The organism is Solirhodobacter sp. (assembly GCF_964715405.1).
The window spans coordinates 17,065-31,139 of record NZ_CBAICG010000007.1; the positions used below are offsets into that span (position 1 = coordinate 17,065).

The 14,075-nt window shown below is 67.3% G+C and carries 12 protein-coding genes; 10 read left to right on the forward strand and 2 right to left on the reverse strand.

Translation table 11 applies throughout. The features are described 5' to 3' along the window. Positions 1-3: 3 nt before the first annotated feature. Both AC11WY_RS04435 and AC11WY_RS04440 read right to left on the reverse strand, forming a co-directional pair. Positions 4-1,065: an ABC transporter ATP-binding protein gene (locus AC11WY_RS04435; protein ID WP_482922953.1), complete on the reverse strand. Its 1,062-nt coding sequence runs from the start codon at positions 1,063-1,065 to the stop codon at positions 4-6. After that, positions 1,053-1,877 carry an IclR family transcriptional regulator gene (locus tag AC11WY_RS04440; RefSeq protein WP_482922955.1) on the reverse strand — a complete coding sequence of 275 codons (825 nt, stop codon included), beginning with the start codon at positions 1,875-1,877 and terminating at the stop codon, positions 1,053-1,055. Before AC11WY_RS04440 ends, AC11WY_RS04435 begins: the two co-directional genes overlap by 13 nt. Positions 1,878-2,005: 128 nt before the next feature. Here AC11WY_RS04440 and AC11WY_RS04445 point away from each other — a divergent pair, with 128 nt between their 5' ends. The 10 genes from AC11WY_RS04445 to AC11WY_RS04490 all read left to right on the forward strand — a co-directional run bounded on the left by AC11WY_RS04445 (position 2,006) and on the right by AC11WY_RS04490 (position 14,003). After that, complete coding sequence (locus AC11WY_RS04445) at positions 2,006-3,238, forward strand: ABC transporter substrate-binding protein (RefSeq protein WP_482922957.1); 1,233 nt, start codon at positions 2,006-2,008, stop codon at positions 3,236-3,238. 79 nt (positions 3,239-3,317) lie between these two features. Next, on the forward strand, positions 3,318-4,226 hold the full coding sequence (locus AC11WY_RS04450; RefSeq protein ID WP_482922959.1) for a carbohydrate ABC transporter permease: 909 nt from the start codon (positions 3,318-3,320) through the stop codon (positions 4,224-4,226). Positions 4,227-4,229: 3 nt separating this feature from the next. Beyond that, positions 4,230-5,075 carry a carbohydrate ABC transporter permease gene (locus AC11WY_RS04455; RefSeq protein ID WP_482922961.1) on the forward strand — a complete coding sequence of 282 codons (846 nt, stop codon included), beginning with the start codon at positions 4,230-4,232 and terminating at the stop codon, positions 5,073-5,075. Beyond that, complete coding sequence (locus AC11WY_RS04460; protein ID WP_482922963.1) at positions 5,072-7,144, forward strand: alpha-galactosidase; 2,073 nt, start codon at positions 5,072-5,074, stop codon at positions 7,142-7,144. The genes AC11WY_RS04455 and AC11WY_RS04460 overlap by 4 nt, the downstream gene beginning before the upstream one ends. Before the next feature lie 52 nt (positions 7,145-7,196). Then, positions 7,197-8,903, forward strand: coding sequence for an IlvD/Edd family dehydratase (locus AC11WY_RS04465; protein WP_482922965.1), 1,707 nt, complete (start codon positions 7,197-7,199; stop codon positions 8,901-8,903). A 40-nt stretch (positions 8,904-8,943) separates the two neighbouring features. Further along, the gene (locus AC11WY_RS04470; RefSeq protein WP_482922967.1) at positions 8,944-9,714 is read left to right on the forward strand and encodes an SDR family NAD(P)-dependent oxidoreductase; all 771 of its coding nucleotides are present in this window, start codon (positions 8,944-8,946) and stop codon (positions 9,712-9,714) included. Next, a complete protein-coding gene (locus AC11WY_RS04475; RefSeq protein WP_482922969.1) occupies positions 9,714-10,628 on the forward strand; it encodes a 2-dehydro-3-deoxygalactonokinase in 915 nt (304 codons plus the stop codon). The genes AC11WY_RS04470 and AC11WY_RS04475 overlap by 1 nt, the downstream gene beginning before the upstream one ends. Next, positions 10,625-11,245 (forward strand): 2-dehydro-3-deoxy-6-phosphogalactonate aldolase, encoded by a 621-nt coding sequence (locus tag AC11WY_RS04480; protein ID WP_482922971.1) that lies wholly within the window; start codon positions 10,625-10,627, stop codon positions 11,243-11,245. The genes AC11WY_RS04475 and AC11WY_RS04480 overlap by 4 nt, the downstream gene beginning before the upstream one ends. After that, positions 11,242-12,099 carry an SMP-30/gluconolactonase/LRE family protein gene (locus AC11WY_RS04485; protein WP_482922973.1) on the forward strand — a complete coding sequence of 286 codons (858 nt, stop codon included), beginning with the start codon at positions 11,242-11,244 and terminating at the stop codon, positions 12,097-12,099. The genes AC11WY_RS04480 and AC11WY_RS04485 overlap by 4 nt, the downstream gene beginning before the upstream one ends. Beyond that, positions 12,096-14,003: a beta-galactosidase gene (locus AC11WY_RS04490; protein ID WP_482922975.1), complete on the forward strand. Its 1,908-nt coding sequence runs from the start codon at positions 12,096-12,098 to the stop codon at positions 14,001-14,003. The genes AC11WY_RS04485 and AC11WY_RS04490 overlap by 4 nt, the downstream gene beginning before the upstream one ends. Positions 14,004-14,075 lie beyond the last annotated feature (72 nt).

The window sequence follows — 14,075 nt, forward strand, 5'->3', positions numbered from 1 at the left end:
GCCCTAACGGATGCGCTTTTCGGTGCTGGCCTCGAAGACGAGGGCCGCCTCGATCGGAAAGCTCACCCCCGCCCGCGTGCCGGGCATCATCTTGATGTCGTCGCGCGCCTCGACGGTCATCCGCTCGCCCGAGTCGCTTGTCATGTAGATGTAGGAAACGCCGCCCAGGGCCTCGGTCATCTCGACCCGGTGGGTGGTCCCCGCGTGATCGAGGATCAGGTGCTGCGGGCGCAGGCCGACGATCACCCTGGTGCCATTGGCGGGCAGCGTGACCGCGGGCGACAGCAGCGCATTGCCGAGGCCCGGCACCCGGATCTGGCCGTTTTCCACCGTCCCGGCCAGAAAGTTCATCGCGGGCGAGCCGATGAAGCCCGCGACGAACCGGTTGTCGGGGTTCTTGTAGAGGTCCAGCGGGGCGCCAACCTGCTCGATCCGGCCCGCGCGCAACACCACGATCTTGTCGGCCAGCGTCATCGCCTCGACCTGATCGTGGGTGACGTAGATCATCGTCGCGCCAAGCTCCTTGTGCAGGCGGGCGATTTCCACGCGCATCTCGACCCGCAGTTCGGCGTCAAGGTTCGACAGCGGCTCGTCGAACAGGAACACGTCCGGCCCGCGCACGATGGCGCGCCCGATCGCAACGCGCTGGCGTTGCCCGCCCGACAGCGCCTTGGGCTTGCGCTTGAGGTAATCGTCCAGCTTGAGGATGCGGCTCGCCTCGCCGACCTTGGCGGCAATGTCGGACCGGGCGACACCGTTCATCTTGAGCCCGAAGCCCATGTTCTCTTCGACCGTCATGTGCGGGTAAAGCGCGTAGGTCTGGAACACCATCGCGATGCCGCGTTCGGCCGGGTCCACCCGCGTCACGTCGCGGGTTCCGATCTCGATCCGGCCCGCGGTGGTCTCTTCCAGCCCGGCGATCATCCGCAGCAGCGTGGACTTGCCGCAGCCCGACGGCCCGACGAAGACGCAGAACTCGCCATCGGCAACCTCCAGGTCAACACCATGAATCACCTGGCTTTGCCCGTATTTCTTGATGACCGCTCCCAGTTTCACGCCCGACATATGCGACCTCCCTTGGTGTCCTGTTCCGGAAAGCGCCAGCTTTCCGCCTCGGCGGCGATCCGTGCCGCCGTCTCCCTGATCTTCGGAACCAGTGCCTCCAGCGACGTCAGCGACGTGCGTTCCGTGGTCGAGGTCACCGACAGCGCGCCCAGCACCCGGTCGCCCCGTGTCAGGATCGGCACCGCCACGCAGATGATGCCGGGCTCGTGTTCCTCGCGGTCGAAGGCGTAGCCGCGCGCGCGGATCGCCGTCAGTTCGGTCATCAGTTCCGCCGGGCTTGCCAGCGTGTGCTGGGTGAAACGGTGAAACGATTGCCGGGTGAGGGCGCGCGTCAGGTCGGCCTCGTCCAGAAACGCGAGCATCGCCTTGCCGACACCAGTGCAATAGGCGGGGCCGACCTTGCCGGCCTGGCTGAACATCTCGACGGGCTGGCGCGCATTGCGCTTGTCGACGTAAAGCACCTGCCCGGTGTCAAGCTGGGCCAGATGGACCGTCTCGCCGACGTCTGCCGCCAGTTCATCGAGATAGGGCCGTGCGACCGGCGCCAGGGAACTTTGCCGCCAGGCGGAATGCGCCAGCCGCACCAGCCGCATCCCGGGCGCATAGCTTTGCCGTTCCGGATCGTAGGCCAGCATGCCCTGATTCGTCAGCGTCTGAAGCAGCCGGTAGAGCGTGGCCTTGGGGAATCGCCCCTCGGCCAGCAGTTCGGTAAACCGCACCGGGCGACCGTGGAGGGCCACCATATCCAATATATCCAAGGCTTTGCCGACTGTTCCGTCGGGTGCGCCCCCGGTGGGCTGCGCGCTGTCCATGTTCCCCTCCCTCTTGCCGGTTGCCGCCGGGGCCACCGCCAAGACTGTTGACATCATAGCGGATGCCGGGCAATATTTTCAATAATCAAAACTAAGTTTCACATACTGGAACCACTAGGGAGGAAACCATGGTCCAATACTCACGCAGCGCAGCCCTTGCGTTCGCGGTTGCCGCACTAACTGGCATGGCCGCGCATGCGGGCGAGCTTGTCCTCGACACCGACACGTCGGATCCGGCGCCGAAGGCCGCGTTTCAGGCGCTGATCGACGACTTCCAGAAGGCAAACCCGGACGTTCACGTCACCTGGAACGTGTTCGACCACGAGGGTTACAAGACCGCGATCCGCAACTTCATGACCGCCGACGCGCCCGACCTTGCCAACTGGTACGCCGGCAACCGGATGGCCCCGTTTGTCACCTCGGGGCAGTTCCTCGACGTCTCGGACGTGTGGGACAAGAACGGGCTGAAGGACACGCTGAAATCCGCGCTGCCCTCGATGACCATCGACGGCAAGCAGTGGGGCGTGCCCTACACCTACTACCAGTGGGGAATTTACTACAACAAGGACGTCTTCAAGAAGTTCGGTATCGACGTCCCCAAGACCTGGGATGACTTCATCGCCGACTGCGCCAAGTTCAAGGCGGGCGGCGTGGATTGCACCACCACGGGCACCAAGGCCTCGTGGCCGGCGGGCGGCTGGTTCGACTACATGGACCTGCGCACCAACGGCTATCAGTTCCACATGGACCTGACCAACGGCAAGATCGCCTGGACCGACCCGAAGGTGAAGGACGTCTTCACCCAGTGGGCCAAGCTGATCACGCCGGGCTACGTCACCGCCAACTCCTCGGCGATCGACTGGCAGGACGCGCTCCCGAACCTCGTGCAGGGCAAGGCCGCGACCTATCTGATGGGCAACTTCGCCGTCGCGCCGTTGAAGGCCGCGGGGATGACCAACGACACGCTGGGCTTCTTCCCGTTCCCGGAAATCACCGCCGGCGTCGGCCGCGCCGAAGATGCGCCGACCGACACCATCCACATCCCGGCGAAAGCCAAGAACGTGGTGGATGCCAAGCGCTTCCTCGCCTTCCTGGCGCAAGCGGACACCCAGACCAAGATGAACGACGCTCTGGGTCAGCTGCCGGTGAACAACCAGGCCAAGGTCGGCGACGATCCGTTCCTGCAGGCCGGGTTCACCATGCTGTCGACCGCCGATGGCCTGGCGCAGTTCTTCGACCGCGACGCACCGGCCGAGATGGCGAAGATCGGCATGGAAGGTTTCCAGGAGTTCATGGCGCACCCCGACCGGATCGACGCGATCCTGGCGCGGCTGGAAACGGCCCGCAAGCGGATCTACTGAACATCCTGATCTGACATCGCCCCCTCCCGTTCCTCGGGTGGGGGCTCTTTCGCCCCCTCTGTCGGGGAAGGAGACTGCCATGTCCGCACCAACCGCCCGCCGCAGTGGCTATTGGCGGCGGAACCAGCGCGCGCTTGCGCCGCTGCTGTTCGTCGCCCCCGGCGCGCTGATGTTCACGATCTATGTCGTCATCCCGATCTTCCGGTCGATGTCGATCTCGTTCTACGACTGGGACGGGATGGGCGCCAAGAAGTGGATCGGCCTGGGCAACTATGCGGAACTGTGGTCCGACCCGGCCTTTGTCGTCTCGCTGAAGAACAACGTGATCTGGCTGGTGCTTTACATGCTGTCCGTTCCGGCCGGCCTGTTCATCGCGATCTTCCTGAACCAGAACACCCGCGGCATCCGCATCTACAAGTCGCTGTTCTTCTTTCCTTTCGTCATCAGCCAGGTGGTGGTGGGCCTGATCTTTTCGTGGTTCTACGCCCCCGGCTTCGGGCTGTTCTTCAAGCTGACCCAGCTTTTCGACCCGGCGGGCATCGCCCTTCTGGCGGATGAGCGGTATGCCACCTACGGCATCATCGCGGCGGGCCTCTGGCCGCAGATCGCCTATTGCATGATCCTGTATCTGACCGGCCTGAACAACGTCGCCCCCGATCAGGTCGAGGCGGCGCGGCTGGATGGCGCCAAGGGCTGGCGGATGCTGTGGTATGTGATCCTGCCGCAGCTTCGACCCGCGACCTTCATCGCCGTGGTGGTGACGGTGATCGGCGCGCTGCGCTCGTTCGACCTTGTCTCGATCATGACGCAGGGCGGGCCCTACGGGAACACCCGCGTGCTGTCCTACTACATGTACGAAGAGGCGCTGAGCGAATACGGCTACCGCATGGGCTATGGCGCGGCCATCGCCGTGGTGCTGTTCGCCATCATGATGATCTTCATCTCCGGCTTCATCTGGAAGATGTACCGCGACGAGACGGAGCGTTAGGCCATGTTTCCCAGACCGATCGAACAAGTCTCGCCCGCCGTCCGCATCGCCTACAAGGTGGCGCTGCCGGTGGCGCTGGTGCTGTGGCTGCTGCCGTTGCTCGGCGTGGCGATGACCTCGCTGAAACCCGCGTCGGACCTTGCCCAAGGCAACTATTTCGGCTGGCCGAGCCACCTTGCCTTCTCGAACTACGCCGACGTCTTCCGCAACTCGCCGATCGCGCATTACATCCTGAACAGCTTCAAGGTGACGATCCCGACGGTGATCGGCGCGGTAGCGCTGTCGTGCATGACCGGCTTCGCTCTGGCGATCTACCCGTTCCGCTTCAACCTGCTGATCTTCTTCATCTTCGTCGCGGGCAACTTCGTGCCGTTCCAGATCCTGATGGTGCCGGTGCGTGACCTGACGCTGCACATGGGGCTTTACAACACCACCACCGGCCTCGCGCTGTTCCACATCGCGTTCCAGACCGGGTTCTGCACCCTGTTCATGCGCAACTTCATCAAGGCGCTGCCGAACGAACTGATCGAGGCCGCGCGGGTCGAGGGCGTCAGCGAGGTGCAGATCTTCTGGTACGTGGTGCTGCCCCTGATGCGGCCCGCCATCGCGGCGCTCAGCGTGCTGGTCTTCACCTTCATCTGGAACGATTACTTCTGGGCCACGGTGCTGACCACCGGATCGTCGACCCAGCCGGTCACCGCAGGCCTCTACTCGCTGAACGGCCAGTGGGTTGCGCAATGGCAACTCGTTTCGGCAGGCTCCATCGTCGCAGCGATGCCGCCGGTCCTGATGTTCTTCGCGATGCAGCGCCACTTCATCGCGGGCCTGACGTTTGGGGCGGTGAAATGACACCTGCCTGGCGGCTTGATGCCGGGCCGCAAACCCTTGTGCTGGCGAGCGATGGCGGCATTCCGGCCGCGCTTTACTGGGGCGCCCGGTTGCCTGCGGGCGAAGACCTGGACCAACTGGTGGCGGCGACCCGTGCCGACCTGACCGGCGGCATGATCGACGCCAACCCGGCCCTGACGCTCTGCCCCGAGGCCGCGCGCGATTTCCCCGGTCAGCCCGGTCTTGTGGTCGCCGAGGCGGACGGCACGCCGCTGCTGCCACGCTTCACCTTTGCCGGGGCCAGCGAAACGCCCGGCACCCTGCGCCTGACCTCGCGCGCCGATGGTCTTGCGCTGATCCACGAGATCGTCGCGGATGATGCCACCGGCACCTTCCGGCTGCACAGTGTGCTGGAGGCCGACCGCCCCCTGCGCCTGCACTGGCTCGCCGCCCCGGTTCTGCCCGCGCCGCAACTGGCGCACGAGATGATCGACGTGTCTGGCCGCTGGATCGGCGAGTTCCAGTTGAACCGCACCCCGTGGTCGCCCGGCGCCCGTCTGCGCGAGGCGCGCACCGGCCGTTCCGGTCACGAACACCCGCCCTATCTGATCCTGCCCGGCCTCGGCGCGACCAACACGGGCGGCGAGGCCCACGCGCTGCATTACGCCTGGTCCGGCGGGCACCGGATGGTGGCCGAAGAGCTGCCAGACGGCCGCCGTCAGGTGCAGTTCGGCCATGCCACCGGCGCGGAAACGCTCCCTGCACGCCGCTTCGAGACCGCGCCGCTTTACGCCGCCTACAGCGACCGGGGCCTGAACGGCACCGCAGTGGCAAATCAGCGGCTGATCCGGTCACTTGTCCGCTTTCCCGATCCCAACCGCCCCCGCCCGGTGCACTACAACTGCTGGGAAGCGGTCTACTTCGACCACAAGCTCGCCGACCTCGCCGCCATCGCCGACCGCGCCGCCGCCCTGGGCGCCGAGCGGTTCGTGCTGGATGACGGCTGGTTCGGCAGGCGTGACGACGACACCACCAGCCTTGGCGACTGGACGGTGGATCGCCGCAAATGGCCTGATGGCCTGCACCCGCTGATCGCCCATGTCCGCAAACTGGGGATGACCTTCGGCCTCTGGGTCGAGCCGGAGATGGTCAACCCCGACAGCGACCTCTATCGCGCCCACCCCGATTGGGCGCTCGGCCCCGCCGATCAGGTGCTGGGACGCCACCAGATGGTGCTGGACATGGGCCGGGCCGAGGTGCGCGAGTATCTGTTCCACCGCCTGTCGGCCCTTTTGACGGAATACCCGATCGAGTATCTGAAATGGGACCACAACCGCCTGCTGCCGGTGGTGGATGCGGCCCAGACGCGCGGCGTCTACGATCTGCTCGACCGCCTGCGCACCGCCCATCCGGGGGTGGAGGTCGAAAGCTGCGCCTCGGGTGGCGGGCGCATCGACGCAGGGATCCTGGCGCGCACCCACCGGGTCTGGTTGTCCGACAGCAACGACGCGCTGGAGCGGCTGCGCATCCAGCATGACGCGGCCCTGTTCCTGCCGCCTGAAGTGACCGGCAGCCACGTCGGCCCGCGCCATTGCCACACCTCGGGGCGCGACCTGCCGATGTCGTTCCGCGCCCGCGTCGCCGCCCAACGCCACATGGGATTCGAGATGGACCTGCGCGAACTGACGCCCGCCGAGCAAACCACCCTCCAGTCGGTCACCGCTTGGTGGAAGGCGGGCCGCAGTTGGCGTATGGCCGCCGACATCCTGCGCCTCGACGCCGCCGATCCGGCCGTCACCGCCGAGATGCAGCTTGCCCGCGATGGCGCGCGCTTCACCCTGTTCGTCGGCGTCCACGCCACCTCGGCCCAGATCCTGCCGCGCCCGCTGCGCTTGACCGGCCTCGACCCCGACGCGACCTACCGCGTGACCCTGACCAATCCCGAGGACGCCTCGCCCCGCAGCCGGGGTGCCCCTGCGCTGAAGACCGCCGCCTTGACCCTGTCGGGCTGCTACCTCATGCAGCAGGGGCTGACGCTGCCCTGGGCCTACCCTGCGACGATCTGGGTTCTGGATGGCATCCGCCTTTGACCCGCCCATTCATCTTGGGGCAAATATCCCCGCCGGAGGCTCGAACGTTCAAATGACCAAGCGCCGCTCGTCCAACTGGTACGGCAAGCTCGACAAGGACGGCTTCATCCACCGCAGTTGGATGAAGAACCAGGGTTTCCCCGATCAGGTCTTCGACGGCCGCCCGATCATCGGCATCTGCAACACCTGGTCGGAACTGACGCCCTGCAACTCGGGCCTGCGCACGCTGGCCGAGGGCGTCAAGCGCGGCGTGTGGGAGGCGGGCGGCTTCCCGGTGGAATTCCCGGTGACTTCGCTGGGTGAAACCCAGATGAAGCCCACCGCGATGCTGTTTCGCAACCTCTTGGCGATGGATGTCGAGGAATGCATCCGCGCCTACGGGATCGACGGCGTCGTGCTGCTGGGCGGCTGCGACAAGACCACGCCGGGGCAACTGATGGGCGCGGCCTCGGTCGATCTGCCGACCATCGTTGTCTCCTCGGGTCCGATGCTGAACGGCAAGTATCGCGGCCGGGACATCGGCTCCGGCACCGATGTGTGGAAGTTCTCCGAGGCCGTGCGGGCGGGCGAGATGACGTTGCAGGATTTCATGGCCGCCGAAAGCGGCATGAGCCGCTCGGCCGGGGTCTGCATGACGATGGGCACCGCCTCCACCATGTCGAGCCTGGTCGAGGCGATGGGGCTGTCACTCCCCACCAACGGCGCGCTGCCCGCGGTTGACGCACGGCGGATGGCGCTGGCGCAACTGACCGGCAAGCGCATCGTGGAAATGGTCGAGGAAGACCTGGTGCTGTCGAAGGTGCTGACCCGGGCCAGCTTTGAAAACGCCATCCTTGCCAATGCGGCGGTGGGCGGGTCCACGAATGCCGTGGTGCACCTGCTGGCGATTGCGGGCCGGGTCGGGGTCGATCTGACGCTGGACGACATCGAGATCGGCAGGGACATTCCGCTGTTGGTGAACTGCATGCCCTCGGGCAAGTACCTGATGGAGGACTTCGCCTATGCGGGCGGCGTTCCGGCGGTTCTGGCCGAACTGAAGCACCGTCTGCGCCGCGCCAACACCGTGCTGGGACGCGACATCTCGGCCTATGCCGAGGGCGCCGAGTGCTTCAACCGCGACGTCATCCACGCCTTCGATGCGCCGGTGAAACCGGCCGCGGGTCTGCGCGTGCTGCGCGGCAACCTCGCACCCGACGGCGCCATCGTGAAACCCTCGGCGGCGACCGATGCCTTGCTGGAACACGAAGGCCCGGCGCATGTGTTCGAGACCATCGAGGACATGAAGGCCAACATCGACCGCGATGACCTGCCGGTGACGGCCGACACGATCCTGGTGCTGAAGGGTTGCGGGCCGAAGGGCTATCCCGGCATGCCCGAGGTCGGCAACATGCCGATTCCGAAGGTGCTGGTGCAGCGGGGCGTGCGCGACATGGTCCGCGTTTCCGACGGCCGCATGTCGGGCACCGCCTATGGCACGGTGGTGCTGCATGTCTCGCCCGAGGCGCAGGCGGGTGGGCCGCTGGCGCTGGTGAAGACCGGCGACCGCATCCGGCTTTCGGCCAGCCGGGGCGAGCTGACGCTGCTGGTGTCGGACGCCGAGCTTGCAACCCGTCGCGCGGCATGGCAACCGGATGCGCCGCGCTATGACCGCGGCTACGCCCGGCTTTACGTCGATCATGTGTTGCAGGCCGACAAGGGCGCCGATCTCGATTTCCTTGTGGGCAAGGATGCCCGCCTTGTGACGCGGGAAAGTCACTGATGCGTTTCACCCCAACCCTTTCCCGACGGAGTCCCTTGCGATGAGCGAATATGTGACATTTCACGACCTCAAGGGGGCGTCGGTGTTCATCACCGGCGGCGGCGCGGGCATCGGTGCCGCGCTGACCGAGGGGTTCCTTGAACAGGGCGCCAATGTCGCCTTCGTGCAGAGGTCGGACGCCACCGCTTTTTGCGATGACATGGCGGCAAGGCATGGCCGCCGCCCACTGTTCATCGCCTGCGACATCACCGATATCGCGGCGCTGCAAAACGCGATGGCCGAGGCGGCGCGCGTGCATGGGCCGATCACCGTGCTGGTGAACAACGCCGCCAACGACACCCGCCACACCCTGGCCGGGACGACGGTGGAGGCCTGGGACAAGGGACAGGCGATCAACCTGCGCCCGCATTTCTTCACCGCGCAGGCGGCCGCGCCGGGGATGATCGCCGCCGGGGGCGGGTCGATCATCAACTTCTCCTCGACCAGCTACATGATGGGGAATGCGGGTTTCCCGGGCTATGTCAGCGCCAAGGCGGGCATCACCGGCCTGACCCGCGGGCTGGCGCGTGAACTGGGGCCGCACAACATCCGGGTGAACGCGCTGATGCCGGGCTGGGTGCTGACGCAGCGCCAGATGGACCTCTGGGCGACCCCCGAGGGGCTGGCCGCGCATCTGGCCCGTCAGTGCCTGCCCGAGCATCTGGTGGAACGCGACATCGTCGATGCGACGCTGTTTCTGGCCTCGAAGGCCAGCCGGATGATGACCGGGCAGGCGATGGTGGTTGATGGCGGCGTGGTGGTGACGGGGTGATGGATCAGGCGGCGAACTGGATCGCGGTTGACTGGGGCACGACGCATCTGCGCGCCTGGGCGATGGGCGCGGATGGGGCCGTGCTGGCGGCCGCGTCGTCGGACGCCGGCATGGCGACACTGACGCGCGCGGGGTTCGAACCGGCGCTGATCGCGCTGGTCGAAGGCTGGCTGGGGCCGGGGCGGGTGACTCCGGTCTTGGCCTGCGGCATGGTCGGCAGCCGTCAGGGCTGGGTCGAGGCGCCCTATCGCGCGGTGCCTTGCGTGCCGCTGGAACCGGGCGGCTTCGCGCTCGCGCCCTGCAAGGATCCGCGCCTGTCGGTGCGGGTAATCCCCGGCCTGAAGCAGCTTTCCCCCGCCGACGTGATGCGTGGCGAGGAAACCCAGATCGCCGGGTTCATTGCCGACGAGCCCGCGTTCGACGGGGTTCTGTGCCTGCCCGGCACGCATAACAAATGGGTGCGGATCAGCGCGGGCGAGGTGGTCAGCTTTCAGACCTTCATGACCGGCGAGATGTTTGCGCTGCTGGCCGAAAATTCGGTGCTGCGCCATTCGGTCGGCACCGGGGGCTGGGATGAACAGGCGTTCGGTCTCGCGCTCGACGATGCGTTGTCGCGCCCCGACCGGATCGCCGCGCGGCTCTTTTCGCTGCGGGCCGAGTCGCTGCTGACGGGACTGGCGCCAGAGGTGGCGCGGTCGCGGCTGTCGGGGGCGCTGATCGGGGTGGAACTGGCGGCGGCGCGGCCCTACTGGCTGGGCCAGCAGGTCGCGGTGATCGGCGCCGCCGGGATCGCGGCCGCGTATGCCGCCGCGCTGACCCGGCAGGGCGCCGCGCCGCGTGTGGTGGCGGGCGATGCGATGACGCTGGCCGGTCTGACGGCAGCACGCGCCGTGATGCAGGAGGTGGTCCAATGACCCGCAAGCTGATCGCCATCCTGCGCGGCATCACGCCGGATGAGGCCGTCGCGATGGCGGGCGCGCTGATCGACGCCGGGATCACGATGATCGAGGTGCCGCTGAACTCGCCCGACCCGCTGGAGAGCATCCGGCGGATGGCTGTGGCCCACGGGGCCGATGCGCTGATCGGCGCGGGCACGGTGCTGACGGCGACCGATGTGGCCGGGGTTGCGACGGCGGGCGGGCGGCTGATCGTCTCGCCCAACGCCGATGCCGAGGTGATCGCCGCCACCAAGGCGCGGGGCCTGCAAAGCTGGCCGGGGGTGCTGACGCCGACCGAATGCTTTGCCGCGCTGAAGGCGGGGGCGGACGGGCTGAAGATATTCCCCTCGTTCCTGATGGGCACCGAGGGGCTGAAGGCGATCCGCGCCGTGCTGCCGAAGGGCACGCAGGTCTATGCCGTGGGGGGCGCCGGGCCGGAGAATTTTGGCGACTGGATGGCGGCGGGGGCTGACGGCTTCGGCATCGGCACCGCGCTTTACAAACCCGGCCACAGCCTTGCCGACACCGCAGCGCGCGCCCGCGACATCGTCGCGGCCTATGACGCGGCGGCGGGTCTGGGGCGGCTGGCATGAGCCTGGTTTTCGACGGCACTCCCTGCCTGTTGGGCGAGGGGCCGCTGTGGCATCCCGAACGTGAACAATTGTTCTGGTTCGACATCCTCGGCCGCCGACTTCTTGCACACACCGTGGATGACACGCTGCACTGGGACTTCCCCGACATGGTCTCGGCCGCCGGATGGACCGGCTATGACACGCTGCTGATCGCGTCGGAAACGGCGCTGTTGCATGTCAACCTTGAAACCGGCGCGCGTGCCGTGGTGGCCTCGCTGGAGGCGGACAACCCGGTCACCCGCTCCAACGACGGGCGCGCCGATCCCTATGGCGGGTTCTGGATCGGCACGATGGGCAAGACTGCGGAACCCGGCGCGGGGGCGATCTGGCGCTACTACCGGGGCGAGGTGCGCAAGCTTTTCGGCCCGCTGACGATCACCAACGCGATCAGCTTTACGCCCGATGGCGGCCACGCCTGCTTTGCCGATACCGCGCAAGGCAAGGTCTGGCGCGTTGCGCTTGACCCGCAGGGCTGGCCCAAGGGCGACCCCGCACTGTTTCTCGACCTCACCCGCGCGGGGTTGAACCCCGATGGTGCCGTCTTTGACGCCGGGGGCACGTTCTGGCTGGCGCAATGGGGAGCGTCGCGGGTGGCCGCTTACGCGCTGGACGGAAGCTTCCTGCGCGCCATCGGCTTTGACGCGCCGCACACGTCCTGCCCGGCCTTCGGCGGCGCGGACCTGAGGACGCTTTACTGCACCACGGCCCGGCAGGGCCTGTCCGAGGCCGAGCTTGCCGCCTGTCCGCACAGCGGCATGACCTTCCACGCCGCCTCGGGCAGCCGGGGACAACGCGAACACAAGGTGATCCTGTGACCCACAAACGCACGCTTGGCGTCTGCTACTACCCCGAACACTGGCCCGAGGACTGGTGGCCGGAAGACGCCCGCCGCATGGCCGAGACCGGCCTCACCTTCGTCCGCATCGGCGAGTTCGCGTGGAGCCGGATGGAACCGAAGCCCGGCACCTATGACTGGGGCTGGCTGGACCGGGCGATCGAAACGCTTGGCGCGGCGGGGCTGAAGGTCGTGCTGGGCACCCCCACCGCAACGCCGCCGCGCTGGATGGCCGACAAGCTGCCCGACATGTTCGCCGTCGACAAACAGGGCCGCCCGCGCGGCTTCGGCTCGCGGCGCCATTACGACTTCAGCCACCGCGGCTATCGCGTCGAATGCGCCCGCATCGTCACCGCGCTGGCCGAACGCTACGGCGCCAACCCGCATCTGGGCGCCTGGCAGACCGATAACGAATACGCCTGCCATGACACCACGCTCAGCTATTCGCCCGCCGCGCTGCACGCCTTCCGCGAGTGGCTGGCGCAGAAACACCAGTCGCCGCAGGCGTTGAACCGGGCCTGGGGCAATGTGTTCTGGTCGATGGACTATGACAGCTTCGACGACATCGGCCTGCCGAACCTGACCGTGACCGAGCCGAACCCGTCGCATGTGATGGATTTTCACCGCTTTGCCAGCGACGAGGTTGCCAGCTTCAACCGGTTGCAGGTGGAGATCCTCCGCAAGCATTCCGCCGCGCCGATCGCGCACAACTACATGGGCCGCGTCACCAGCTTCGATCACTTCACGGTTGGCGCCGATCTGGATATCGCCAGTTGGGACAGCTACCCCCTGGGCTTCCTGTCCGACCGGCTGGACGCCACACCGGAACACAAGGCGCATTTCCTGCGCCAGGGCGACCCCGACAATCAGGCCTTCCACCACGACCTCTATCGCGCCGTGGGGCGCGGCCGCTGGTGGATCATGGAACAGCAGCCGGGCCCGGTGAACTGGGCGCCCTGGAACGCCGACCCGCTGCCCGGCATGGCCCGGCTCTGGGCCTGGGAGGCGTTTGCGCATGGCGCCGAAACGGTCAGCTATTTCCGCTGGCGGCAGGTGCCCTTTGCGCAGGAACAGATGCACGCGGGGCTCTTGCGCCCCGATTCCGTCGCCGCCCCCGCGCTGGCCGAGGCCGCGCAGGTGGCGCAGGAATTGCGCGACATGCCCGACGTCGGCAACGCTGCGGCGCCGGTCGCGCTGGTCTTCGACTATGCCAGCGCATGGGCCTGGGAAACCCAGCCGCAGGGCCGCGATTTCGACTATTTCCGCCTGGTCACCTCGGTCTACCGGGGCCTGCGCGCGCTGGGGCTGAACGTCGACATCCTGCCGCCGGACGTGGCCGACCTGAGCGCCTACCGGATCGTGCTGATCCCCGGCGTGGCGACGCTGTCGGCGCCGCTTCTGGCCGCGCTGGCTGCCTACAAGGGCACCGCCCTCGTCGGGCCCCGCACCAACGCCAAGACGGCGGATTTCGCCATTCCGGTGCCGCTGCCACCGAACCTGCCGGGGCTCGATTGCACCGTGGCGCGGGTCGAAAGCCTGCCGCCGGGGATCGAGGTTCCGTTGCAGGGCGGCGGCGCGTTCCGGCATTGGCATGAGGTGCTGGAGGGCAAAGCCGAACTTGCCATGACCGCCACCGACGGCACCCCTGCCGCGCTGCGCGCCGGTGCGATCACCTATATCGGCGGCTGGCTGGACGAGACCGCGCTGGGCCACCTGCTGCGCGCCACTTGCGCCGCCGCGGCCGTGCCGGTGACCGACATGCCCTATGGCCTGCGCCGCCGCGACAGCGCCACGCATCGGTTCCTGTTCAATTACAACGCCGCGCCGATCACCTTTGACGGGGTCACGATCCCCGCCGCCGGGGTGCATTGGCGCGCGCTGTGACCGCCCCCCGGGCCTGCCTGACAAGCACACCGGCCCGGACGTCGACGAAGCCACGAACTTGTTCGTCACGGT

Bases quoted from the DNA above. Each gene is read 5' to 3' on its own strand.
- AC11WY_RS04435 (WP_482922953.1), bottom strand. From the start codon at position 1,065: ATGTCGGGCGTGAAACTGGGAGCGGTCATCAAGAAATACGGGCAAAGC.
- AC11WY_RS04440 (WP_482922955.1), bottom strand. From the start codon at position 1,877: ATGGACAGCGCGCAGCCCACCGGGGGCGCACCCGACGGAACAGTCGGC.
- AC11WY_RS04445 (WP_482922957.1), top strand. From the start codon at position 2,006: ATGGTCCAATACTCACGCAGCGCAGCCCTTGCGTTCGCGGTTGCCGCA.
- AC11WY_RS04450 (WP_482922959.1), top strand. From the start codon at position 3,318: ATGTCCGCACCAACCGCCCGCCGCAGTGGCTATTGGCGGCGGAACCAG.
- AC11WY_RS04455 (WP_482922961.1), top strand. From the start codon at position 4,230: ATGTTTCCCAGACCGATCGAACAAGTCTCGCCCGCCGTCCGCATCGCC.
- AC11WY_RS04460 (WP_482922963.1), top strand. From the start codon at position 5,072: ATGACACCTGCCTGGCGGCTTGATGCCGGGCCGCAAACCCTTGTGCTG.
- AC11WY_RS04465 (WP_482922965.1), top strand. From the start codon at position 7,197: ATGACCAAGCGCCGCTCGTCCAACTGGTACGGCAAGCTCGACAAGGAC.
- AC11WY_RS04470 (WP_482922967.1), top strand. From the start codon at position 8,944: ATGAGCGAATATGTGACATTTCACGACCTCAAGGGGGCGTCGGTGTTC.
- AC11WY_RS04475 (WP_482922969.1), top strand. From the start codon at position 9,714: ATGGATCAGGCGGCGAACTGGATCGCGGTTGACTGGGGCACGACGCAT.
- AC11WY_RS04480 (WP_482922971.1), top strand. From the start codon at position 10,625: ATGACCCGCAAGCTGATCGCCATCCTGCGCGGCATCACGCCGGATGAG.
- AC11WY_RS04485 (WP_482922973.1), top strand. From the start codon at position 11,242: ATGAGCCTGGTTTTCGACGGCACTCCCTGCCTGTTGGGCGAGGGGCCG.